Annotated in this window: 19 protein-coding genes and 2 tRNA genes; 11 read left to right on the top strand and 10 right to left on the bottom strand. The window is 70.5% G+C overall.

Features of this window, described 5'->3' with window-relative positions; translation table 11 throughout:
- Nucleotides 1-62: 62 nt before the first annotated feature.
- Nucleotides 63-272 carry a DUF397 domain-containing protein gene (locus OG496_RS25495; protein ID WP_327403331.1) on the top strand — a complete coding sequence of 70 codons (210 nt, stop codon included), beginning with the start codon at nucleotides 63-65 and terminating at the stop codon, nucleotides 270-272.
- Between the two features lie 127 nt (nucleotides 273-399).
- On the opposite strand, the gene OG496_RS25490 is transcribed toward OG496_RS25495, so the two are convergent.
- The 3 genes from OG496_RS25490 to OG496_RS25480 form a co-directional block, all read right to left on the bottom strand.
- Entirely contained in the window at nucleotides 400-1257 is an 858-nt protein-coding gene (locus tag OG496_RS25490; RefSeq protein WP_405972527.1) for a MerR family transcriptional regulator, read from the bottom strand.
- Between the two features lie 89 nt (nucleotides 1258-1346).
- Nucleotides 1347-1850 carry a glutathione peroxidase gene (locus tag OG496_RS25485; RefSeq protein ID WP_399398470.1) on the bottom strand — a complete coding sequence of 168 codons (504 nt, stop codon included), beginning with the start codon at nucleotides 1848-1850 and terminating at the stop codon, nucleotides 1347-1349.
- Between the two features lie 76 nt (nucleotides 1851-1926).
- Nucleotides 1927-2892: an ArsR/SmtB family transcription factor gene (locus tag OG496_RS25480; RefSeq protein ID WP_405972526.1), complete on the bottom strand. Its 966-nt coding sequence runs from the start codon at nucleotides 2890-2892 to the stop codon at nucleotides 1927-1929.
- Between the two features lie 72 nt (nucleotides 2893-2964).
- Between OG496_RS25480 and OG496_RS25475 the strand changes: the two genes are divergently transcribed.
- The 4 genes from OG496_RS25475 (at nucleotide 2965) to OG496_RS25460 (ending at nucleotide 8570) form a co-directional block, all read left to right on the top strand.
- A complete protein-coding gene (locus tag OG496_RS25475) occupies nucleotides 2965-4152 on the top strand; it encodes an MFS transporter (protein WP_405972525.1) in 1188 nt (395 codons plus the stop codon).
- Between the two features lie 639 nt (nucleotides 4153-4791).
- The gene (locus tag OG496_RS25470) at nucleotides 4792-5967 is read left to right on the top strand and encodes a M23 family metallopeptidase (RefSeq protein WP_405972524.1); all 1176 of its coding nucleotides are present in this window, start codon (nucleotides 4792-4794) and stop codon (nucleotides 5965-5967) included.
- Between the two features lie 149 nt (nucleotides 5968-6116).
- On the top strand, nucleotides 6117-7238 hold the full coding sequence (locus OG496_RS25465) for a GNAT family N-acetyltransferase (RefSeq protein ID WP_405976704.1): 1122 nt from the start codon (nucleotides 6117-6119) through the stop codon (nucleotides 7236-7238).
- Between the two features lie 222 nt (nucleotides 7239-7460).
- On the top strand, nucleotides 7461-8570 hold the full coding sequence (locus OG496_RS25460; RefSeq protein WP_405972523.1) for a DUF475 domain-containing protein: 1110 nt from the start codon (nucleotides 7461-7463) through the stop codon (nucleotides 8568-8570).
- A 90-nt stretch (nucleotides 8571-8660) separates the two neighbouring features.
- Here OG496_RS25460 and OG496_RS25455 read toward each other — a convergent pair.
- From OG496_RS25455 to OG496_RS25440, 4 genes are all read right to left on the bottom strand, one after another.
- A tRNA-Arg gene (locus OG496_RS25455) sits at nucleotides 8661-8733 on the bottom strand.
- A 94-nt stretch (nucleotides 8734-8827) separates the two neighbouring features.
- Complete coding sequence (locus OG496_RS25450; RefSeq protein ID WP_405972522.1) at nucleotides 8828-10510, bottom strand: IclR family transcriptional regulator C-terminal domain-containing protein; 1683 nt, start codon at nucleotides 10508-10510, stop codon at nucleotides 8828-8830.
- 50 nt (nucleotides 10511-10560) lie between these two features.
- A tRNA-Arg gene (locus OG496_RS25445) sits at nucleotides 10561-10630 on the bottom strand.
- Between the two features lie 14 nt (nucleotides 10631-10644).
- Complete coding sequence (locus OG496_RS25440) at nucleotides 10645-11253, bottom strand: acyltransferase family protein (protein WP_405972521.1); 609 nt, start codon at nucleotides 11251-11253, stop codon at nucleotides 10645-10647.
- A 126-nt stretch (nucleotides 11254-11379) separates the two neighbouring features.
- Here OG496_RS25440 and OG496_RS25435 point away from each other — a divergent pair, with 126 nt between their 5' ends.
- Both OG496_RS25435 and OG496_RS25430 read left to right on the top strand, forming a co-directional pair.
- Nucleotides 11380-12030: an RNA polymerase sigma factor gene (locus tag OG496_RS25435; protein WP_405972520.1), complete on the top strand. Its 651-nt coding sequence runs from the start codon at nucleotides 11380-11382 to the stop codon at nucleotides 12028-12030.
- A complete protein-coding gene (locus OG496_RS25430) occupies nucleotides 12027-13055 on the top strand; it encodes a CU044_5270 family protein (protein WP_405972519.1) in 1029 nt (342 codons plus the stop codon). The genes OG496_RS25435 and OG496_RS25430 overlap by 4 nt, the downstream gene beginning before the upstream one ends.
- A gap of 39 nt (nucleotides 13056-13094) precedes the next feature.
- Here the strand turns inward: OG496_RS25430 and OG496_RS25425 are convergent, their stop codons facing one another.
- Entirely contained in the window at nucleotides 13095-14378 is a 1284-nt protein-coding gene (locus OG496_RS25425) for a M6 family metalloprotease domain-containing protein (RefSeq protein ID WP_405972518.1), read from the bottom strand.
- Nucleotides 14379-14662: 284 nt separating this feature from the next.
- Between OG496_RS25425 and OG496_RS25420 the strand changes: the two genes are divergently transcribed.
- Both OG496_RS25420 and OG496_RS25415 read left to right on the top strand, forming a co-directional pair.
- Complete coding sequence (locus OG496_RS25420; protein ID WP_405972517.1) at nucleotides 14663-15307, top strand: TetR/AcrR family transcriptional regulator; 645 nt, start codon at nucleotides 14663-14665, stop codon at nucleotides 15305-15307.
- 150 nt (nucleotides 15308-15457) lie between these two features.
- Nucleotides 15458-17020, top strand: coding sequence for an MFS transporter (locus OG496_RS25415; protein WP_405972516.1), 1563 nt, complete (start codon nucleotides 15458-15460; stop codon nucleotides 17018-17020).
- A 112-nt stretch (nucleotides 17021-17132) separates the two neighbouring features.
- Here the strand turns inward: OG496_RS25415 and OG496_RS25410 are convergent, their stop codons facing one another.
- Nucleotides 17133-17639: a MarR family transcriptional regulator gene (locus OG496_RS25410; protein WP_366496894.1), complete on the bottom strand. Its 507-nt coding sequence runs from the start codon at nucleotides 17637-17639 to the stop codon at nucleotides 17133-17135.
- 122 nt (nucleotides 17640-17761) lie between these two features.
- Here OG496_RS25410 and OG496_RS25405 point away from each other — a divergent pair, with 122 nt between their 5' ends.
- Nucleotides 17762-18565 (top strand): class III extradiol ring-cleavage dioxygenase, encoded by an 804-nt coding sequence (locus tag OG496_RS25405; protein ID WP_366496895.1) that lies wholly within the window; start codon nucleotides 17762-17764, stop codon nucleotides 18563-18565.
- A 38-nt stretch (nucleotides 18566-18603) separates the two neighbouring features.
- On the opposite strand, the gene OG496_RS25400 is transcribed toward OG496_RS25405, so the two are convergent.
- Nucleotides 18604-19134: a GNAT family N-acetyltransferase gene (locus tag OG496_RS25400; RefSeq protein WP_405972515.1), complete on the bottom strand. Its 531-nt coding sequence runs from the start codon at nucleotides 19132-19134 to the stop codon at nucleotides 18604-18606.
- A gap of 182 nt (nucleotides 19135-19316) precedes the next feature.
- Here OG496_RS25400 and OG496_RS25395 point away from each other — a divergent pair, with 182 nt between their 5' ends.
- A complete protein-coding gene (locus tag OG496_RS25395) occupies nucleotides 19317-20315 on the top strand; it encodes a sigma-70 family RNA polymerase sigma factor (protein ID WP_366496897.1) in 999 nt (332 codons plus the stop codon).
- Nucleotides 20316-20574 lie beyond the last annotated feature (259 nt).

Here is a 20574-nt window from a genome sequence, read left to right as displayed (position 1 = left end):
GTTCGTGGTCGGACGTGACGCGCGGTGACAGCAACTCATCAACTGGCAAAACCGGAGCAAAAATGGCAATTCGTCAGGGCGCCGCGGACATGTGGACCAAGTCCTCGTACTCCACCGGGAACGGCGCATGCGTCGAGATCAAGTCACCGGTTCTCGCGGCCATGGCCGTACGGGACTCCAAGGTCGACGGGGGTCCGACGCTGGCCTTCCCCGCCGACTCGTGGAACGCCTTCGTGGCAGATGTCGCGCGGGGGGCGCACGACCTTCACTGATGCGGCTGGTTCACCTTTCACAACTCCATAAGCAGCACAAGCATTTCAAGAAGAGCCCTCTCGACTGGCCCGCCGTCCTGGCCGAGGGGGCTCGGCTTGTGCCCGGCGCCGTACGCCGGCCGGTGCCTCACTCCACCGGGAACGCCACATCGCACACCGGATCCCCGGGCCCCGCCGCATCCCAGTCCGCGAAGTACACCTCGCGGCACGGCCCGGCGTACCGCAGCCCCCGCCCGGCGACCCACTGCTCCACCGCCTCGAACGCGGCCAGGATCTGCGGATGCGCCACCTGTGCCTTGGTGATCCGGGCGTACGCCAGCGTCCGCGCGGGCTCCACCCGGACCGCCGTCTGCCGGGCCCGCCCCTGCCGCGCCGCCCACGCCCGCGCAGCCGCCTCGTCCGCGACCGGTACGCAGGCCTCGGCCGGGCCGTCGCTCTCCATGGATACTTCGGCGTGGTAGACGACGAACGGCGCCGCGCTTACGCCCCCGCACTCCTTCGCCGCGACCTCAAGTCGCCCCAGGGACGCGCCGATCCAGGCCGGCAACTCGTCCGCGAGGGTGTGCCGGGTCTCGGTGATCAGCACCTGTTCCGGTACCTCGACCGTCTCGACCACGAACGTTCCGTACATCTCGGAGCTCCTCCCCGAAAGGCGTGCACGGAGGTACTCGGCGAGCGTGCGCTGCCCGGCGAACCGGGTCTCCACGTCAGTCCAGTACGCGGCGAGGAGATCGGCGGCGTCCGTCCCGTCGGCCTCCACCACCGAGGCGATCCGGGCCAACGGCATGTCCAACTGCCGTAGCAGCGCCACGAGTCGGGCCCGCTCGACCTGGTCGGCGCGGTAGTAGCGGTAACCGCTCACCTCGTCGACGTGAGCCGGGGCCAGCAGCCCCAGCCGGTCGTACAGCCGCAGCGCCTTGGCCGAAAGCCGCGCCCGCGCCGCGAACGCGCCGATGGTCAGCAGTTCGTCGTCCACCTCAGCCATCCTCCGTCACCGGGCGGTTTCTGTCCGCCCGGCGACAAGGACGCTCAGCCCTGCCCCAGGGGCAAGGTCAACAGCTGCCTGCGACCGTCCTAGGCGACGGCCGTCTCCACCGCCGCCACGACCTCCGCCGACTCCGGCTCGGTCTGCGGGGAGAAGCGGGCGACGACCGTGCCGTCGCGGCCGATCAGGAACTTCTCGAAGTTCCAGCGGATGTCACCGGTGTGACCCTCGCCGTCCGCGAAGCCGACGAGGCGGTCGTACAGCTCGTGCCGGCCGTCCCCGTTGACCTCGACCTTCTCGGTCAGCGGGAAGGTCACGCCGTACGTCGCCGAGCAGAACTCGGCGATCTCCTCGGCGCTGCCGGGCTCCTGCCCGAGGAACTGGTTGCAGGGCACGCCCAGCACGGTGAAGCCCTGCGCCGCGTACCGCTCCTGGAGCCGCTCAAGGCCCGTGTACTGGGGGGTCAGCCCGCACTTCGAGGCCACGTTCACCACGAGGACGGCCTTGCCCGCGTACTGCGAGAGGTCCGCCGAGCCGCCCTTGAGCGACCCGATCTCGACACCGAGGGGACCCGTGTTCTCTGTAGTCGTCATAACCGGATGCTAACTCCGGTAAATGTCGTTCTCCCCACGGGGTCATGAGCCTCTGTGTCTACAGTCCGGCAGCCGCTCACAGTCCGGCGGCCTTCACCACGACCTCCCCCGCCGCCGTCCGCGAGTACAGCACCGACCGCCCCGCCCGCCGCCGCTCCACCAGCCCCGCGTCCAGCAGCACCCGCAGATGCCGCCCCACCGAGCCGAGCGCCTGCCCGGTCACGGCGGTCAGCTGGCTGGTGCTCATCGGTGACCCGAGCAGCGTCAGCACGCCCGCCCGTGCGGGGCCCAGCAGCGCCCCCAGGCTCTCGGGCACGGGCCGCCCGCCGTGGTCGGCGAGGACGCCCGCGCACGGGTACACGATGGCGTACCGGTCCGGCGCCTCCCACGACACCCACCCGCCCTTCGGCGTGACGGGCATGAGGAGCAGCTCGGCGCCGGAGATCTCCCGCGGCGGATTCGCGTGCAGGTTGATCTGCAGCCGGCTCTCCCCGAGCCACCGCGTCCGCCCCGGCGACAACGTGTCCAGCACGGCCGCCCAGCCGCCCTGGCTCACCCGCGCGGTCCGGGCGACCACATCGGCCTCCAGGACCCGCCGTCGCCGCGCCCAGTGCGGCCGTACGGTCTCCTCCCAGACGTACTCCAGGAGCCGGGCCGCCCGCTCGGGCAGGTCGTCGCGTTCCAGGGCGGCGGGGAGGGGTCCGGCGAGCGAGACGCGGAGGTTGTCCCGGGCGTCCTGCGGCCGGGTCTCCCGCACCCGGGCGACGGTCTCGGCGAACGACTCCCGGTCCGTCTGCGTCGGACAGAAGAAGTCGGCGATCCAGGCCCGCCCGAGCGCGGCCCGCACCAGCGCTCCGGTGACCGGTTCGGCCGTCAACAGCCCTTGGTAGCCCGGCAGATGATCCCGCAGCCACACCTGTTCACCGGGGTGCGCGCCCACCCCGGCGTGCAGCAGTCTCAGCGCGGCGAAGGTCTCGGCGAACGACGACAGCACGAACCGGCTCCGCGCGAGGGTGTCCGCGTTGAGCTGCCACAACCCCATCCGCCCACCCCCGTGTTTCGCGTCCGCGCGAAAGAATAGGACCCCCACCCGCACCACCCGCAGACTCCCCGGATGCGCAGCTACCGCGAGCTCTTCCGCACCCCCGAGTACACCCCGTTCTTCTTCTCCTTCGCCGCCCAGAACGCGGCCCTCACGATCAGCGGCCTTGCGCTCGCCACCCTCGTCTACAGGGCGACGGAGTCCCCCTTACTGTCGGCCGTGAGCATGTTCGGCCCGCAGCTCGCCCAGATGCTCGGCGCGACCTTCTTCCTCTCGGGCGCCGACCGCCTGCCCCCGAGGGTCACCCTGACCGGCATCAACACCGCCTTCGCCGTCTGTACGGCCCTGCTGGCACTCCCCGGTCTGCCGATCGGCGCGATCTTCGGCATCGTGTTCCTCCAGGGCCTGATCGCCTCCCTGGGCGGCGGGGTGAGCGGCGGCCTGCTGAACGAGATCCTGCCCAAGGACGGCTACCTGCTGGGCCGTTCGGTCTTCAACATGGCGTCGGGCCTGATGCAGGTGACGGGCTTCGCGGCGGGCGGAGCCCTCCTGGCCCTGCTCTCCCCAAGGGCCTGTCTCCTCCTGGCGGCGGCGCTGTACGCGACGACGGCCCTGGCCATCCGCCTCGGCCTGACCGCCCGCCCACCCCGCGCGGCGGGCCGCCCTTCCGTCGCCGCGACCTGGCGCACGAACGCCCTCCTGTGGTCCTCCCGCCCCCGCCGCCTCACTTACCTCGGCATGTGGATCCCCAACGGCCTGATCGTCGGCTGCGAATCCCTCTACGTCTCCTACGACTCCGGGTCCGCGGGCGCGCTGTTCGCGAGCGCGGCACTGGGCATGTTCGTCGGCGACCTGACCCTGGGCCGCTTCGTCCCGCGCACCCTGCGCACCCGCCTGGACATCCCCCTCCGCCTCCTCCTCGCCACCCCGTACCTGTTCTTCGCCCTCCGCCCGGGCATGCCCTGGGCCGCCATGGCGGTCTGCGTGTCCTCCATCGGCTACGGCGCGAGCCTCGTCCTCCAGGAACGTCTGATGGAACTCACCCCCGACGAACTCGCGGGCCACGCCCTGGGTTTGCGCTCCGCGGGCATGCTCACCATGCAGGGCGTGGGCGCGGCCCTCGCGGGCACGGTCGCCCAACTCACCACACCGGCAACGGCGATGACCCTGATGGCACTGGCATCGGTAGCGGTGACCCTGGCTCTGGCGGTGCTCGGCCGGCAGGTGCGGGGCGAGGTCCCGGAGGTACAAACGGCGTAAGGCGCAAGGGTGTTGGAGCGCCGGGCGGGAGGGGTAAGAACCGTGCCGGGCGCCCCGTCGTCTTCCCTTCCCCTACGCCGACCGCCGGTCGCAGGGCCGCGCACGCCGAGGGAGCACCTGTTGCCGCCACAGCCTTCGCCACCTCAATCGCCGGGGTGTGACACGTTGTTGGGCCCTGCGGCTGCCCCGGGGGCGCGCCCCTGGTCATCGCATCGTCACGCATGTCGAGGGAGCGCCCGTTGATGCCCGAGCCGCTGTCACCTCAACGGCCTGGAACTGAGCCGGTGTTGACGGGCCCTGTTGCTGTCCCGGAGAAGCGGCCTCGTTTCCCTGCACGGGCCGCCGCACTGCCAGGCATACCGAGGTGGCCCCGTTGACGGCCGATTCGTCGTCGCCTCAACCACCCGTTTCCCGCGCGTCGTTGGGGACGCCGCGACGGCCCGGGAGTGGCCCTCGGTCTCCCCGCGTGGGCCGTTGCGCCGCCAGGTCTACCGAGGGAGCCCCGTTGATTCCCGAGCTGTGGTCGCCCCGGCAACCCGAGTCCGACGCGTTGTCGGGGTCGCCATGGCGGCCTCGGAGCGGCGCCCCGCTTCCCCGCGCCGGCCGGCGCATCGCCGCGCCTGTCGAGGGGAGCCCCCGTTGACGCCACAACCCCCAGAAGTCGACGCCCTGTTGAGGTTCCTCACGGCTGCCCCGGAGGAGCGGCCCCGCCTCGCCCCGCGCGTGGCGGACGCGGTCGGTGCCGAGTCCCTGGAACGCATCGTCCGGGCGACCCTGGCCCGCACCGGCCGCCCCGTCACCGTGACGGACAGCCCCGTCGGCCTGCTGGTGGCCGGTGAGGAGGGCCAGGTGCGTGCCTGGGCCCGTGCGGCACCGGACGGTGAACTGACCGCCCTGTACCTCGAAGGCGCCCGCCACACCCCGTCCCGCGGCCGCCGACTCCGCCTGCCGTACGGCCTGTTGATCCTCCTCCTCGGCCTCTGGAACGTCGTCGCCCTCTGGACGGCCCCGGACCGCACCGCCTGGCTCGCCGACCTGGCGTTCCTCGCCGCCTGCTACGTCCTCGCCGAAGGCCTCGGCGCCCCCGCCCAGCAGCCGCGCCTCCCGCGCCGTACGGTCGAGGCGGGAGTCGCCGTAGCCGCCCTCGTCTCCGCGTCCCGGATGGCCGGACTGCCGTCGGGGGACGGGGTGTTGGGGCTCGCGGGCGGGGTCGTACTGCTGGTGGCGCTCGTCGTGCTGGTCGCCGTCGCGCGGACGCACACCTGGCGCGCGCCCCTCTCGCGGCCGCTGCGGTTTCCGCTGGAGGGGGAGTGGTACGTCGTGCAGGGCGGTGGCCGGCCGCTCAACCACCACACCCGGGTGCCCGAACAGCGGGGCGCGGTCGACCTGGCGGGGCTGGGTCGGTACGGGACCCGTACGCGCCGGGACCATGAGCTGACCGCGTTCGCCGCCTACGGGCGGGCCGTACGGGCCCCGTGCGACGGGCTGGTGGTCTCCGCCCAGGACGCGTTCGAGGACCAGGACACGCGGCCGGGCGGGCACGCTCGCTACCAACCCGCCTACGGGAACCACGTGTTCATCGACACCGGGCGGGAGATCGTCAAACTGGCCCATCTGCGGGCCGGTTCACTGACGGTGAGCCTGGGGGACACGGTGCGCGTGGGGCAACTCATAGGAGAGACAGGCAATTCCGGCAACACCACCGAGCCGCACCTCCACCTGCACGCGGAGCGTGACGGGGTCGGCCTGGACCTGCGGTTCACCGACATCCCGGGGCGGCTGTACCGGGGGAGGGTGATCCGTGCTTTTCCGTGACCACAGGCATCCTTGACAGCGTCCGTACTGTTTCGCGACGTTTGAGCCCTGCCGAACTGTTCGTGTCTCGTCGTACCTTGGGATACGTAGGCAGGGCGCGGACGACGCGTCGTGGGGGAAATGTGGGGGGACGGTCGCCCATGCGATCCATGCGATCCGCCGGCAAGGCGGACATCACGATCCACAGACCGGAGGAGCTCACCACCACGCTCCGCCAGGCCTGGCACAAGGCGATGGACGAGTCGCCGGACTACGCGAACCCTTTCCTGGCACCGGAGTTCGCGGACGGCGTCGGCCGCCACCGCGGCGGCGCGCAGGTGGCGGTTCTGCACGAGGGCGGGGAGCCGGTCGGCTTCTTCCCGTACGAGCGCAACCCCGTCGGTGTCGGCCGGGCCATCGGCCTGGGCCTCTCCGACTGCCAGGCCCTGGTGCACCGGCCCGGTGTCACCTGGGACGTCCAGCAACTCCTGCGGGCCTGCGGCCTGTCGGTCTTCGAGTTCGACCATCTCGTCGAGGAACAACAGCCGTTCGGCCGCCACGTCACCGGCACCTTCGCGTCCCCGGTGATCGACCTGAAGGACGGCGACGGCGAGATCCCCTACCCCGAGTGGCTGCGCGGCGCGTACCCGGGCATCGCCAAGACGACCCTGAAGAAGGAACGCCGCCTCGGCCGCGACCTCGGCGAGATGCGCTTCGTCTACGACGAACGCGACCCCGAGGTGCTGCACACGCTGATGCGCTGGAAGTCGGCCCAGTACCGCAGGACCGGCCGCATGGACCGTTTCGCGCGCCCGTGGATCGTGGACCTGGTGGACCACCTCTTCCACGTCCGCGAGGAACACTTCACCGGCATCCTGTCGGTCCTCTACGCCGGTGACCGCCCCGTGGCGGCCCACTTCGGCCCGACCTCCCGCACGCTGTTCGCGGCCTGGTTCACGGCGTACGACCCCGAACTCCGGTACTACTCCCCGGGGTTGATCATGCACCTCAGGATGGCCGAGGAGGCGGGTAGGCACGGCGTACGCCTCATGGACCTGGGGCGCGGCGACAAGGAGTGGAAGGACTGGCTCAAGACCCGCGAGCTGCGGGTCGGCGAGGGCTTCGCCACCCGCCCCCACCCGGTGGCGGCGGCCCATCGCCTGTGGCGCCGCCCGGTCCGCGGCCTGCGCAACACGGTCCTGGCCCACCAGTCCCTGCGCGACCCGGCCGACCGCCTCCTCAAAACGGTGGGCACGCTGCGCACGACGGGCAAGGTGCCGCCGAAGAAGTGACCCTGCGGAAACGCCGAGAAGTGACGATGCGGCACGATCCACCGGCGAGGGGCCCTGGACCGAGAGGTCGGGGCCCCTTTCGCGCTCCGGGCCGGTCGGGTCGTAGGAGATCCGCCCCCGTCACCTGTACGACAGGCGGTCGTGGTAGACAACGCCGATGATGGTCGGGGCTGTTGATGCCCGGCCCGCGGGCGACCGCGCGACAACAGGAAGGGGCAACCCGTGCTTCTGAAGACCTTCCGCTGGTCGTTCGCGGTCACCGCGCTCGGCCTGGCCCTGGGAGTCTGGTACGGCGGGTGGACGGCGTTCGGCGTCATCGCGATCCTGGCCGTCCTGGAGATCTCGCTGTCCTTCGACAACGCGGTGGTCAACGCCGGGATCCTGAAGAAGATGTCGGCCTTCTGGCAGAAGATCTTCCTCACGGTCGGCGTCCTGATCGCGGTCTTCGGCATGCGGCTGGCGTTCCCGGTCGTGATCGTCGCGGTCACGGCGAAGAAGAATCCCTTCGAGGCGGTCAACCTGGCCCTGACCGACAAGGACCGCTACGAACAGCTGGTCACCGACGCCCACCCGGCGATCGCGGCCTTCGGCGGCATGTTCCTGCTGATGATCTTCCTCGACTTCATCTTCGAGGACCGCGACATCAAGTGGCTGGGCTGGCTGGAACGCCCCCTGGCCAAGCTCGGCAAGGTCGACATGCTGTCGGTCTGCATCGCCCTGATCGTCCTCCTGATCACCTCGATGACCTTCGCGACCCACGCCCACCAGCACGGCGGCGCCCACGCGGACAAGGCCCAGACGGTCCTGATCTCCGGCATCGCCGGCCTGATCACCTACATGATCGTCGGCGGCCTCTCGGGCTTCTTCGAGGACCGGTTGGAGGCGGAGGAGGAACGGGAGCGCGAGAACGACCGCTCGGCGGTCGTCCTGGCAGGCCAGGCGGCGTTCTTCATGTTCCTGTACCTGGAAGTCCTGGACGCGTCCTTCTCCTTCGACGGCGTGATCGGCGCGTTCGCCATCACCAACGACATCGTCCTCATGGCCCTCGGCCTGGGCATCGGCGCGATGTACGTCCGCTCCCTGACGGTCTACCTGGTCCGCCAGGGCACGCTCGACGACTACGTCTACCTGGAGCACGGCGCGCACTACGCGATCGGCGCCCTGGCCGTGATCCTGATGGTCACCATCCAGTACCAGATCAACGAGGTCATCACCGGCCTGGTCGGCGTCATCCTGATCGGCTGGTCCTTCTGGTCCTCGGTACGCCGGAACCGGGCGCTGGCGGAGGACGAGGGGGCGGCGGAGGCCGTGGACACGGCGAGGGTTCCCTAGCGGCAGGCCGGGTGCCGGCAAGCAGACGACGATGGCCCCGAACCCTGTCCTGGGTTCGGGGCCATCCGATGTCCTGGTACATCACAGTCGTGCCCTCGGCAGGATTCGAACCTGCGACACCGGCTTTAGGAGAGCCGTGCTCTATCCCCTGAGCTACGAAGGCGGGACGGATCGCCCCGGAAGGCGGTCCAGGACAGGGTAGCGGATTTGGGGAGACGGTTCGGTGGGGGAGGGCGGGGCGGGGACGGGCACCGGGCTCAGGACGCCGACACCCGGGTGAAGCGGCCCGCCACCCGCACGTCCGCCTCGATCGCGGTCGCTGTCGCGGTCAGCTCGGGGAGGAGGTCGCGGACGTACTCCTCGACCGTACGGCGGGCCACGTGGGTCGGTGTGTTCAGCGCCGCGACCACCCTGCCCGTACGGTCGCGGATCGGTACGGCGATCGAGCGCAGCCCGGCCTCCAGCTCCTCGTCGACGAGGGCGTACCCCTGCGAACGGACCGTCTCCAGCGCCGCCGCCAGCGCCACCGGGTCCGTCAGCGTGCGAGGGGTCAGCGCGCGCAGCTCACCCGGGTCCGGGCGTTCCTCCGGAGGCCTGTCCGCCAGCAGCACCCGGCCCAGCGCCGTCGCGTACGCCGGCAGCCGCGTCCCGACCGCGATGTTCACGCTCATCACCCGGCTCGTGGCGACCCGGGCCGTGTACTGGATGTCGTCGCCGACGAGGATCGCCAGGGACGCCGACTCGTGGATGCGGGAGGCGAGGGCGGTGAGGTGGGGGAGCGCCAGCTCGGGGAGGGTCGTACGGGACAGGGGCGGGAAGCCGAGGGACAGCACCCGGGGTGTGAGGGCGAAACGGCGGTCCCCCGACGGGGTCACCAGGCCCAGGTGCTCGTACGTGATCAGGGCCCTGCGAGCCGTCGCCCGTGCCAAGCCCGTCGCCTGGGCGACCTCCGTGAGGGTCAGTTCGGCGCGGCCCTCGCCGAACGCCGTCAGGACCGTCAGCCCGCGGGCGAGGGACTCGACGAACTCCCGGCCGAGCTCCTGCTTGGACGCCCCCGTCCAGGTCGCGAGCCCGGAGGGGGCGGCGGCGGACTCGCCCCGCGGAGCCTCGCGCAGGTCCGCCGCCAGGTCCTCCTCCATCGTCCGCACCGTCGAACGCAGCCTGGGCAGAAGGGAGTTCCGCAGATCCTCCGCCGTGTGCCGGCTCGTGTGGCTCACGACGCTCGCCACGCACGCGATCGTGCCGGTACGGGGATCCCGCACCGGAACGGACACCGCCACCAGCCCCGGTTCGATCAACTGGTCGTCCAACGCCCAGCCGTCCTGGCGCACTTGTACGGCCCACCGCTCGAAGTCCGGTCCGGGCGACGGCCGTTCGGGAACGGCCGGGAAGCCCTCGTCCCTCGGGTCCGCCGCCCGCCGCTCCCGCCAGCGCCGCCACTCCAGTTCCGTCCACTCCGTCGCGAACAGCGGTCCTGGCGCGGTGCGTTCGGCCGGGAGCAGGTCGCCGATGCGGAAGCTGAGGGACATCGCGCGGCGGCGGGTGGCCTGGTGGATGAAACGGATGCCGTCCCGGTCGGCGACCGCGAGCGACACCGACTCGTCCAGCTCGTCGGCGAGGGCGTCCGCGCGGGCGTCCAGCACGGAGGGCAGACGCAGGGCGGCGAGATAGGCGTTGCCCAGTTCCATGACCCGAGGGGTGAGAACCGCGTCCCGGCCGTCGAGACGGACGTATCCCATGCGGGCGAGCGTCGCGGTGATCCGGTCGACCGTGGAACGGGCAAGCCCGGTGGCCCGTTCGAGTCCGCTGAGGCTCAACACCCCACCCGCCTCGGTGAGTTGACGCACCACCGCGACCCCGCGGATCAACGGCGCGACCGCCTCGGCGGGCACGGCGGCGGCAGGATCGACCAGCGTGAGGTCAGCGGCGTCAGTGGGCATCGATTCTCCGGTACGGCAATCTCGGCAGCCCTACGGTAAGCCCGAGGCCGTGGCCCTTGCCGCCGTCGAACCTGCGACACCGGCTTTAGGAGAGCCGTGCTCCATCCACGGAGCTGAGCCTGCCGGGCCATGGGTCACCGTCCGACGAACCCCAGCTTCTCCAGCTCCTGGCCCAGCACCGGAGCCAGCGCCCCGGCATAGGTCTCCGCCATGTGGCTCTCGTCGCGGTAGACGAACGTGTCGTCGACGACCACGGGGCAGCGGCCCGAGCGGGGGCACAGCCAGGGCTCGGGGTCGATCACGGTGGCACCGGCGCGGCGGGCGCCCTGCCGGCTGGCCTCCCGGAGGGTGGGGTCCTTGATCGCGTCGCGCTGGTCCGGCTCGCATTTCGCCAGGCGGAGGGGGTGGGTCGCGGCGCACTCGACGGGGTCACCGTCCGGCCAGGGGGTGTCGAGCAGGACGGCCACGTGGTCCGCGGCGCGGAGCAGGCCCGAGGTGATGAGGAACCCGGAGATCACGAAGAAGACGTCGACCCCGACATAACCGCCCGCGACGTACGGGACCCCGGCGTGCGCCAGCACGACGAGCGTGACGGCCAGGCCGCGCAGCCCCTGGATGTCGGGCCGGAGCGGCGGCTTCGGCGGAGGGCCGGGGCGGCCGGGTCCGTACGGCGGTGATCCGCCGGGGGACCGGTCCGGCGCCGCGTGGCGCGGTGGACCGGCGGTCGTGGGAGTGTGCGTCATGCCTGGAACTGTCCGCAGGACAGGGGGAGTTCGAGTGACCCGCGCCATACCTCTCCCGATCCTAGGTGTGGTCATGGTGTGACGCGGGTCACCGCAGCGTGGTCCCGGCGGCGGACAGGGAAGGGTGTGGAGAACTCACTGCGTGCCCGTGTGCGAGCCGGGGATCCGGACGCGTTCAGGCACCTCTTCGACGAGCACGCCTCGGTGGTCCACCGGCACGCCGTCCGGATGACCGGCAACTGGGGCACGGCCGACGACATCGTGTCGCTGACCTTCCTGGAGGCGTGGCGGCTGCGCGAGCGGGTGCTTCCCGGTGACGACAGCCTGCGCCCGTGGCTGCTGGGGATCGCGACGAACGTCACGCGCAACACCGCGCGGGCGGCGCGCAGACACCAGGCCGTGCTCAGCAGGATTCCGCCGCCCGATCCCGTGCCGGACTTCGCCGACGAGGTGACCCGGCGCCTGGCCGACAGCGAGGAACTGGCCGCCGCGCAGCGGGCGTTGAGCACGATGCGGCGCGGGGAGCGCGAGGTGTTCACGCTCTGCGTGTGGGAGGGCCTGGACGCCGCCACGGCCGCCGCGGCCCTGGGCGTTGCCGTCGGCACCGTACGGGCCCGGCTCTCGCGTGCGAGAAAACGTCTGCGCAAGCTCACCGAACTCGAACTCCGGCGCGAGAGCGGCACGTTGAGCAGCGGAGTGCAACGCCCGGCCGCGGCCGGACAGTCACCGGATAGCCGCCACCAGGCGGCTCGGTCCACGCAGGAGACGAAGCGATGAACACCAACCCGCTACGACGCGATCAGCCGGTCGACCACCACGAGCTGGCCGAGTCGCTGCCCGCGCCGGGCCGTCCGGTGCTCGCTCAGGACCGCCACCGCGTACTGAGGGAACACCTGATGGAGCACATCACCCGCGAGCACGAGACCATCCACGAGCAGTCCGTTACGACCGCCACCCCGCCTCCGTCCCCGGCCCGCCGGCGCCTCGTTCTCGTCGCCGCGCCGCTGGCCCTGGCCGCCGTCGTGGGTCTGGGCGTGGTGGCGGTCGACAGCGCGCAGGGCGGCAGGCACGGTACGACCGCCGCAGGCGTCACCGCCGCCGACCGTCAGAAGGCCACGCGACTGCTGGACCGGATCGCCCTGGCGGCGGCCGACCGCCCGGCGGTCACGGCCCGCGACGACCAGTTCATCTACACCAAGTCCCAGGGATCGGCCGCCGAGTTGGGCGTCGACTTCAGCAGTCCCGAGGAACTCGCCAAGCACAAGGGGACCTTCACGGCGAAGGCGTACAAGAGTGCCGTCCGGCAGGAGCAGTGGAATTCCGTGGACGGCAGGCGGGACGGTCTGCGGAAGGGTGTGGCGCTCGCCGACCCCTCCCAGAAGATGACCATGGACATGAAGGGAACCGGATACCTGACCTTCCGGCAGCTCCAGTCCCTGCCCACCGACCCCGACGCGCTGCTGAAGAAGTTCTCCGCCGACGCCGGGAACGTAACGGCGGCCCGCCGCACGGAAGTTGTGGTCGAGAACCTCGGCGCCGTCATCGACGAGGCCACCCTGCTCCCCGACCTCAGTGCCGCCATCTACCGTGCCACCGCCGAGCTCCCGGGTGTGAGCGTCGTCGACCACGTCAAGGACGCCGCGGGGCGGGAGGGCGTCGGCCTCACGTTCAAGGGCGCCCCGAAGGGCTATGCCTGGGTCTTCGACTCGTCGAGCCTCGTCTACCTCGGGACGACCGACGCCGCCCTGCTGGGAGTCGGCGTCGCGGACAAGACGGGTGAGGCACCGGTCAGCTCGTCCTGAGTGAGCCGCCAGGGGGGCGTCCGCTCCGGCAGGCGCCCCCTACCGCGTCCGGGTGACCGTCACCCGATAGTCCCCCGCCGCATCCGCCCCCATGACCGCCACCCGGATCCCCCGCCCCGGGTCGTTGAAGCTCTCGCCCGCCGTGAACGGCGCGTCCGACAGCTCGGCCTGCACGTTGGGGCTCCGGGTGCAGCCCCCGCTGTCCCGGTGCGCGTCGTACACCTTCACCGGGCCCATGCCCGTGTCCACGTCCGCCTCCACCTTGTAGATGAGGACGCCCGGCCGGCACACCGCCTCGTCGTTGCCCTCGTGGGTGCGCAGTTCCAGGGCGTAGCCCGTCCGCCGGGTGAGCGGGACGAAGACCAGCCGGGTGCCGTCGGTGCCCGGGCGTTCCAGCGGGGTCAGGGTGTACTCCGATGTCCCTCTGCTCATCGCGCAGTTGACCTGGGACGGGTCCAGCCAGCCGAGTTTCCACTTGTGCCAGCCGAGGAAGTCGTTGTTGGCGCCCCAGTCCTCGCTCATGATGTCCCAGTGGCCGACCGCGCCCCCGCCCTCCTGGGTGTAGAGGTCGGGCAGGCCGAAGACGTGGCCGTTCTCGTGGGGGAGGACGCGGTAGCCGGTCTGGGAGTACGAGCCGGAGCCGTCGTCCTGCCGGGAGTAGACGAAGGACGCGTTGGAGACCGGGACGCCGTCCGCGACCGGGGCCTCCGTGTTACCCGCGAACGTCACCGACAGGACCGTGTCCAGGGCCGAGGGGCCCGCGTTCGGGGTGACCAGGACGTTCAGGAGGTCGTACTGGCGGAAGTCCACGGCCGGGTCGGCGGCGGCCACGATGTCCTGGACGAGCTGCCGGTACCCGGGGTCGAAGGGCGCGCCGCGCTCTATGCCGTAGGACCTGAAGGACTTGGGCATGCGGAGCCAGTGGGTGACCGGGGTCTCGGGGCGGTAGTCGAGGCGGCCGTAGGAGCTGGTGGCGAACCACTCCTGGGTCTTGGGGAAGAACTCGCGGTACCGGTCCATCGCGGTGCCCTCGCCGGGGGCGTCGGAGAAGTCGACCATCAGGGTCAGGGCGTGGACCGTGCCGGTGGAGCGGGAATAGCCGCCCGGGGTGGGGATGCCCTCGGACATCTGGATGTCGAGGGGGCCGTTGATCATGCAGGAGCCGAGTGTGGAGGTGCGGGCGAGCGCGACCGGGCCCGCCGCCGTCGTGGCGCCCGGGGTGAGGTGTCCGGTACCGGCCGAGGTGCTGACCGCGAGGGTCAGGACGGTCACGGACGCGAGGGCGGCCACGCGGCGCGGGCGTATCCGACGGCTGGGCTGCATGCAGGGACCCTTCGCGCCAACGGCAGCCGCCGGTCTCCGGCTGCACCCTTTCGATCACCCTGTGTCGTGTGCCGCGAGGGCGCGCGCTGGAGGAGACCGACCGTGTGGTTCTGGTCGGCGGGGGCCGGAGAAGGGTCCAAACGGGATGTGACCCAGGTCACATCAAATGTCTCGGTGAGTGGGAAATAACCGGGGACCGTTTCCCCGTTTAGCCATGTGTCCGAGCGAAACGGGGAGTGCTTCCCCGGATCGCCCCAGCAGTCCAAGACCTTCAGGAGCACGCCGTGACGACCGCGACCCCCGTACAGCGAAAGGTGACCCGGCCGCGCGCCGACGCTTTGCGCAACCGGGAGCGGATCGTCACCGCCGCCCGCGAGATGTTCGTCGAGTTCGGCCCCGATGTGCCGCTCGACGAGATCGCCCGCCGGGCCGGCGTCGGCAACGCAACGCTTTACCGCAACTTCCCGGACCGTGACGCCCTCGTTCGCGAGGTCGTGGTCTCGGTCATGGACCGTACGGCGGAGGCCGCCGAGCAGGCGCTCAACGAGACCGGCGACGCCTTCGCCGCTCTGGAGCGCTTCGTGCACGTCTCCGCGGACGAGCGGATCAGCGCACTGTGCCCGATGATCTCCACCACCTTCGACCAGTTCCACCCGGACCTGGAAGCCGCGCGCAAGCGGGTCGAGGAGCTCATCGACGAGGTCATGGAACGGGCCAGGAGGGCCGGGCAGCTCCGGTCCGACGTGGGAGTCGGCGATCTGATGGTCGCCGTGGCCCAGCTCAGCCGGCCGCCGGCCGGCACCGGTTGCCTCAGCGCCGACCGCTTCGTACACCGACACCTGCAGCTGTTCCTGGACGGACTGCGGGCCCCGGCCCGCTCGGTCCTGCCCGGCACCGCCGCGACGATGGAGGATCTCCGGCAGCCCTGACCGATCAGTTCAGAGCGTCACGCCAGTCTCAACAACAAGCTTCCGGCTCTCGTCGATGTGGACGAGCCGTCCCCGACCACGTCCTTCCAACGTTTTTCCACGTCCTTCTTCCGTATTTTTCCGTCACGAAGTCCCGAAGTGGGTACCACCATGTCTGAAACAGCTCGAAGCGCCCCAGGCGCTCTCGACAAGGCCTCCGAGGCCGCCGAGCACGAAGCTCACTCCAACCGCTGGAAGGCGCTCGCGTTCATCGCGCTCGCCCAGCTGATGGTCGTGCTCGACGCGACCATCGTGAACATCGCCCTCCCGTCCGCCCAGACCGACCTGGGCATCTCCGACGGCAACCGGCAGTGGGTCGTGACGGCCTACGCCCTCGCCTTCGGCGGACTCCTCCTCTTCGGCGGCCGCATAGCCGACCTGTGGGGCCGCAAGCGCGCCTTCGTCGTCGGTCTGACCGGCTTCGCCGCCGCGTCCGCGCTCGGCGGTGTCGCCACCACCGGCGCCATGATGTTCGGCGCCCGTGCCCTCCAGGGCGCGTTCGGCGCACTGCTCGCGCCCGCCGCGCTCTCCCTGCTCGCCGTGATGTTCACGGACGCCAAGGAACGCGCCAAGGCGTTCGGCATCTACGGCGCGATCGCCGGTGGCGGCGGCGCCGTCGGCTTCATCCTCGGCGGTGTGCTGACCGAGTACCTGGACTGGCGCTGGACGTTCTTCGTGAACATCCCGTTCGCGATCGTCGCCGCGCTCGGCGCGTACTTCGTCATCCGCGAGCCGGAGGGCGGCCGCAACCGCAACCCGCTCGACATCCCGGGTGTCCTCCTGTCGACCCTCGGCCTGGTCTCGCTCGTCTACGGCTTCACCCGCGCCGAGACCGACGGCTGGGGCGACTCCTCCACCATCGCGCTCTTCGTCGCTTCCGCGGTCCTGCTGGTCTCGTTCGTGATCGTCGAGTCCAGGGTCAAGGCCCCGCTGCTGCCGCTGCGCGTGATCACCGACCGCAACCGCGGCGGTATCTACCTCTCGCTCGGCATCGCCATCATCGCGATGTTCGGCACGTTCCTCTTCCTCACCTACTACCTGCAGGTCGTGAAGGGCTTCTCGCCCATCAAGACCGGCTTCGCCTTCATGCCGATGATCGTCGGCATGATGGTCGGCTCGACCCAGATCGGCACCCGGCTGATGACCCGCCTGCCGGCCCGTCTGCTGATGGGCCCCGGCTTCCTGGTCGCCGCGGTCGGCATGCTCCTGATGACGCAGCTGGAGATCGGCTCGTCGTACGCCTCGATCATCCTGCCCGCGATGCTGCTGCTCGGTCTCGGCATGGGTACGGCGTTCATGCCGGCCATGTCCCTGGCCACCCTGGGCGTCGAGCCCCGGGACGCGGGTGTCGCCTCCGCGATGGTCAACACCTCGCAGCAGGTGGGCGGCGCCATCGGTACGGCCCTGCTGAACACGATCGCCGCGTCCGCGACGACCGCGTACATCAAGGACCACATCGCCGGTGCGGGCACCTCCAAGACCCAGCAGCAGCTCGTCGCGCTGCAGGGTCAGGTGCACGGCTACACCAACGCCATCTGGTTCGCCGTCGGCATGCTGGTGACGGCTGCGGTCATCGTCTCGGTCCTCGTCAACGCGGGCAAGCAGGGTTCCGACCCGGTCGCCTCCGGTGACGACGTCGAGGACGAGTTCAAGATCCCGGTCGTCGCCCACTGACGACGCCCGGCCCGGTCGTACCCCCTTCGCACCATCCGTACGTACGGGGAAGGGGACGCCCCGTGCGTACGACTCCCAGGAACTGCCCTGGTTCTCCGTTGAGTTGAGCGGCTCAGCGGAGCCAGGGCAGGTCCGCACCCGCTTCGTTCGGCTGAAGTCCCTCGGCGACGATCTCCATGATCTCGCCGAGGGACTTCTGCTGTTCCGGCGTCAGCCGCTCGAACAACGCCTGCCGTACGGCGGTCACATGGCCCGGCGCGGTCCGGCTGAGCACGCCGTAGCCCTCGTCGGTCAGCACCGCGAACTGGCCGCGCTTGTCGGAGGGGCAGTCCTCGCGGCGCACCCACCCGTTCTTCTCCAGGCGCGCGATCGCGTGCGAGAGACGGGAGCGGGTGATCTTCGCGTTCATGGCCAGCTCGGTCATCCGCAGCCGGCGGCGCGGGGCCTCGGCGAGCTGGACGAGAAGGCCGTAGTAGATGTGCGGCATGCCCGCGTCGCGCTGGAGCTGGCGGTCCAGGTGGTCCTCCAGGAGGGTGCTGGCGTGCATGTAGAAACGCCAGACGCGCTGCTCCTCGGCGGTGAGCCAGTGGGGTTCTGCGGAAGCGGGTGCCGTGTTCATGTACTCCACTGTACGAGAGCTCTCCTTGAAGGTTAAACAAATGGGGCGTAAGCTCTGCCGCAGGAAGTTTGAGAGTTCAAGCATCGAGTTCGATCAAGGTTCGACCCAGGGGAGTGACCGTCATGTCCACCGCCGCACCGGAGCGCATGCCCGCCCTCTATCTCAGCCACGGCGCCCCGCCCCTCGCGGACGACCCGATCTGGCCCGGCGAACTCGCCGCCTGGTCCGCCGACCTCCCCCGCCCCAAGGCGATCCTCATGGTCTCCGCCCACTGGGAGGAGGCACCCCTCGCCCTCGGCGCGGTCGACCCGGTCCCCCTCGTCTACGACTTCTGGGGCTTCCCCGAGCACTACTACCAGGTCCGCTACGACGCCCCGGGCGCCCCCGAACTCGCCGAGTCCGTACGGAAGTTGCTGCGCGCCCCGGGCATCCCCGTGCAGGACGTCCCGGACCGCGGCCTCGACCACGGGGCGTACGTCCCGCTCGTCGAGATGTTCCCGGCCGCCGACATCCCGGTCCTCCAGGTCTCCATGCCGACCCTCGACCCGGCGAAGCTGATGGACATCGGCCGCAAGCTCGCCCCGCTGCGCGACGAGGGCGTCCTGATCGTCGGCTCCGGCTTCTTCACCCACAACCTCGCCGCGCTGCGTCACACCGGCGGGGGAGTGCCCACCTGGTCCTCCGAGTTCGACGACTGGGGCAGGCGGGCACTGGAGTCCCGCGACTGGGACGGCCTGCTGGACTTCCTCCACAAGGCCCCGGCCGGGCGCTACGCCCATCCGCGCACCGAGCACTTCGCCCCGCTGTTCGTGGCGATGGGCGCGGCGGAGGCCGGCGGTGACCTGGACGCGCGGGAGTCCTTCAACCCCTCCGTGATCGACGGGTTCTGGATGGGGATGGCGAAGCGGTCGGTGCAGTTCGGCTGAGGACGGAGGCTGAGGGCTGAGGGCTGGGGCAGCGGGGTCTACAACTCCTTCTCGTGCCAGGCGACATCCCAGTAGCGGCCGAACTTGCGGCCCACCTCCCGGTGGACGCCGATGTACCGGAACCCGAAGCGTTCATGCAGCCGCGTGGACGCTTCGTTGGGCTGTGCGATGCCCGCGTACGCCCGGTGCACGTCCTCGTCCGCCAGGGCCTCGAACAGGGCCTTGTAGAGCAGTGTGCCGATGCCCCGGCCGGCCGCGTCGGGGGCGAGGTAGACCGTGACCTCTACCGAGGTCGAGTAGGCGGGCTTCGCCCGGTAAGGGCTGGATGTGGCGTAGCCGAGGATTCGCTGTGAGTTTCCTTGGAAGATCCCGTCCATGGCAACCTTCAGCCGGTATGGCCCGTCTTCAGGGTGGGAGAGCAGCCAAGGGCGACGCTCCTCCGGTGTGAAGGGGACGGTGTCGAAGGTGATCGGGGTCTCGCGTACGTAGTGGTTGTAGATGTCCGTGAGGGCGTCGAGGTCACTCTCGACTCCTGGCCTGACCTGCACCTCTGTACGTTCCGACGACATCGTTACCCCCTTGTGGCCGGACAGGGTACTGCAAGATCAGAAAAATAGGGGAGCGGGTTGGGAATTCTGTCCGGATTCCAGTCGTTGTTTCCATCAGATGCAGGGCACACGAGAAGAGTCACCGGACGAGTGCCACAGCATCGGACGAACACCTGCTGACCCACCATCGCAAGGGAGCACGCATGGCAACCCGTGCCGTCGCCCGTCGTAAGTCCGCCTCCGGCGAGACCTCCGGCGTGGCGCGCAGTGTTCGCGCCCATGGCGGCGAGATCGCCGACCGCGACCTGGTCGGCATGTATCTCGACGAAATCGCGCGCACACCGCTGCTCGACGCCGCCAAGGAAGTCGAGCTTTCGCAGACCATCGAAGCGGGCGTGTTCGCGCGCCAGGTCCTCGACGGCGAGGAGAAGTCCCAGGCGGACGCCTCCCGCGCCGAGCTGGAGGCCCTGGTCGCCGAAGGGGAGCGTGCCAAGGACGTCTTCATCCGTTCCAACCTCCGACTGGTCGTGGCCGTGGCCCGCCGTTACCCCCGTAGCGGCCTGCCCCTCCTCGACCTGATCCAGGAGGGCAACGCGGGCCTGGTGCGCGCGGTCGAGAAGTTCGACTACCGCAAGGGCTTCAAGTTCTCGACGTACGCGACCTGGTGGATCCGTCAGGCCATCACCCGCTCCATCGCCGACCAGTCCCGGACCATCCGCCTGCCCGTCCACCTCGTGGAGGAGCTGGGCCGGATCCGCCGGGTGCAGCGCGAGTTCAACCGCAAGAACGGGCGGGAGCCCGAGCACGCGGAGATCGCCGCCGAGCTGGAGTCGACCCCGGAGCGCGTGACCAACGTCCTGGACTGGGCCCGTGACCCGGTCTCGCTGAACATGTCGGTGGACGACGACGGAGACACGCAGTTCGGTGACCTCCTGGAGGACACCTCCGCGGTCTCGCCCGAGCAGTCCGTCATGACCCTGCTGCGCAGCGAGGAACTGGACGACCTGATCGGCCGCCTCGACCAGCGCACGGCCTCCATCATCAAGATGCGGTACGGCATGGAGGACGGCCGGGAGCGCACGCTCACCGAGGTCGGCAAGGAGCACGGCCTGACGCGCGAGCGCATTCGCCAGATCGAGAAGCACGCACTGCTGGAACTGAAGAAGCTGGCCAGCCAGACCGGCTTCGACGCGGCGGCGTAAGCGGCCGTGAGCGTGGCGGGAGCGGTCGTGAGCGTGCCGGGGGCGTGAGTCCCCGGCCTCCGGCCCGGTGGACGCGGGGGCGCGTACGAACGAGGTACGCGCCGGACCGCGTACGCCCGGTGGCGGGAGGCCGCGCGAACATGGCTGTGTAACGCCGCTTCAAGCTGCTGGACCCTGGGAACAAGACTTCAGGGCCCAGGAGTTCGGGTCCGGGGCCATGCCCCGAGACCCCTGAGCCAAGTCCCGACGCAACACCCCC

Origin of the sequence: Streptomyces sp. NBC_00988, assembly GCF_045162645.1 — a bacterium.
Classification (GTDB): domain Bacteria; phylum Actinomycetota; class Actinomycetes; order Streptomycetales; family Streptomycetaceae; genus Streptomyces.
This window is presented reverse-complemented; position numbering and strand designations above follow the sequence as displayed.

What these genes read in the sequence shown, in the direction of transcription:
- OG496_RS25490 (WP_405972527.1), bottom strand. Translation starts at nt 1,257, where the DNA reads ATGGCTGAGGTGGACGACGAACTGCTGACCATCGGCGCGTTCGCGGCG.
- OG496_RS25395 (WP_366496897.1), top strand. Translation starts at nt 19,317, where the DNA reads ATGGCAACCCGTGCCGTCGCCCGTCGTAAGTCCGCCTCCGGCGAGACC.
- OG496_RS25400 (WP_405972515.1), bottom strand. Translation starts at nt 19,134, where the DNA reads ATGTCGTCGGAACGTACAGAGGTGCAGGTCAGGCCAGGAGTCGAGAGT.
- OG496_RS25405 (WP_366496895.1), top strand. Translation starts at nt 17,762, where the DNA reads ATGTCCACCGCCGCACCGGAGCGCATGCCCGCCCTCTATCTCAGCCAC.
- OG496_RS25495 (WP_327403331.1), top strand. Translation starts at nt 63, where the DNA reads ATGGCAATTCGTCAGGGCGCCGCGGACATGTGGACCAAGTCCTCGTAC.
- OG496_RS25410 (WP_366496894.1), bottom strand. Translation starts at nt 17,639, where the DNA reads ATGAACACGGCACCCGCTTCCGCAGAACCCCACTGGCTCACCGCCGAG.
- OG496_RS25415 (WP_405972516.1), top strand. Translation starts at nt 15,458, where the DNA reads ATGTCTGAAACAGCTCGAAGCGCCCCAGGCGCTCTCGACAAGGCCTCC.
- OG496_RS25475 (WP_405972525.1), top strand. Translation starts at nt 2,965, where the DNA reads ATGCGCAGCTACCGCGAGCTCTTCCGCACCCCCGAGTACACCCCGTTC.
- OG496_RS25425 (WP_405972518.1), bottom strand. Translation starts at nt 14,378, where the DNA reads ATGCAGCCCAGCCGTCGGATACGCCCGCGCCGCGTGGCCGCCCTCGCG.
- OG496_RS25450 (WP_405972522.1), bottom strand. Translation starts at nt 10,510, where the DNA reads ATGCCCACTGACGCCGCTGACCTCACGCTGGTCGATCCTGCCGCCGCC.
- OG496_RS25440 (WP_405972521.1), bottom strand. Translation starts at nt 11,253, where the DNA reads ATGACGCACACTCCCACGACCGCCGGTCCACCGCGCCACGCGGCGCCG.
- OG496_RS25430 (WP_405972519.1), top strand. Translation starts at nt 12,027, where the DNA reads ATGAACACCAACCCGCTACGACGCGATCAGCCGGTCGACCACCACGAG.
- OG496_RS25465 (WP_405976704.1), top strand. Translation starts at nt 6,117, where the DNA reads ATGCGATCCGCCGGCAAGGCGGACATCACGATCCACAGACCGGAGGAG.
- OG496_RS25485 (WP_399398470.1), bottom strand. Translation starts at nt 1,850, where the DNA reads ATGACGACTACAGAGAACACGGGTCCCCTCGGTGTCGAGATCGGGTCG.
- OG496_RS25480 (WP_405972526.1), bottom strand. Translation starts at nt 2,892, where the DNA reads ATGGGGTTGTGGCAGCTCAACGCGGACACCCTCGCGCGGAGCCGGTTC.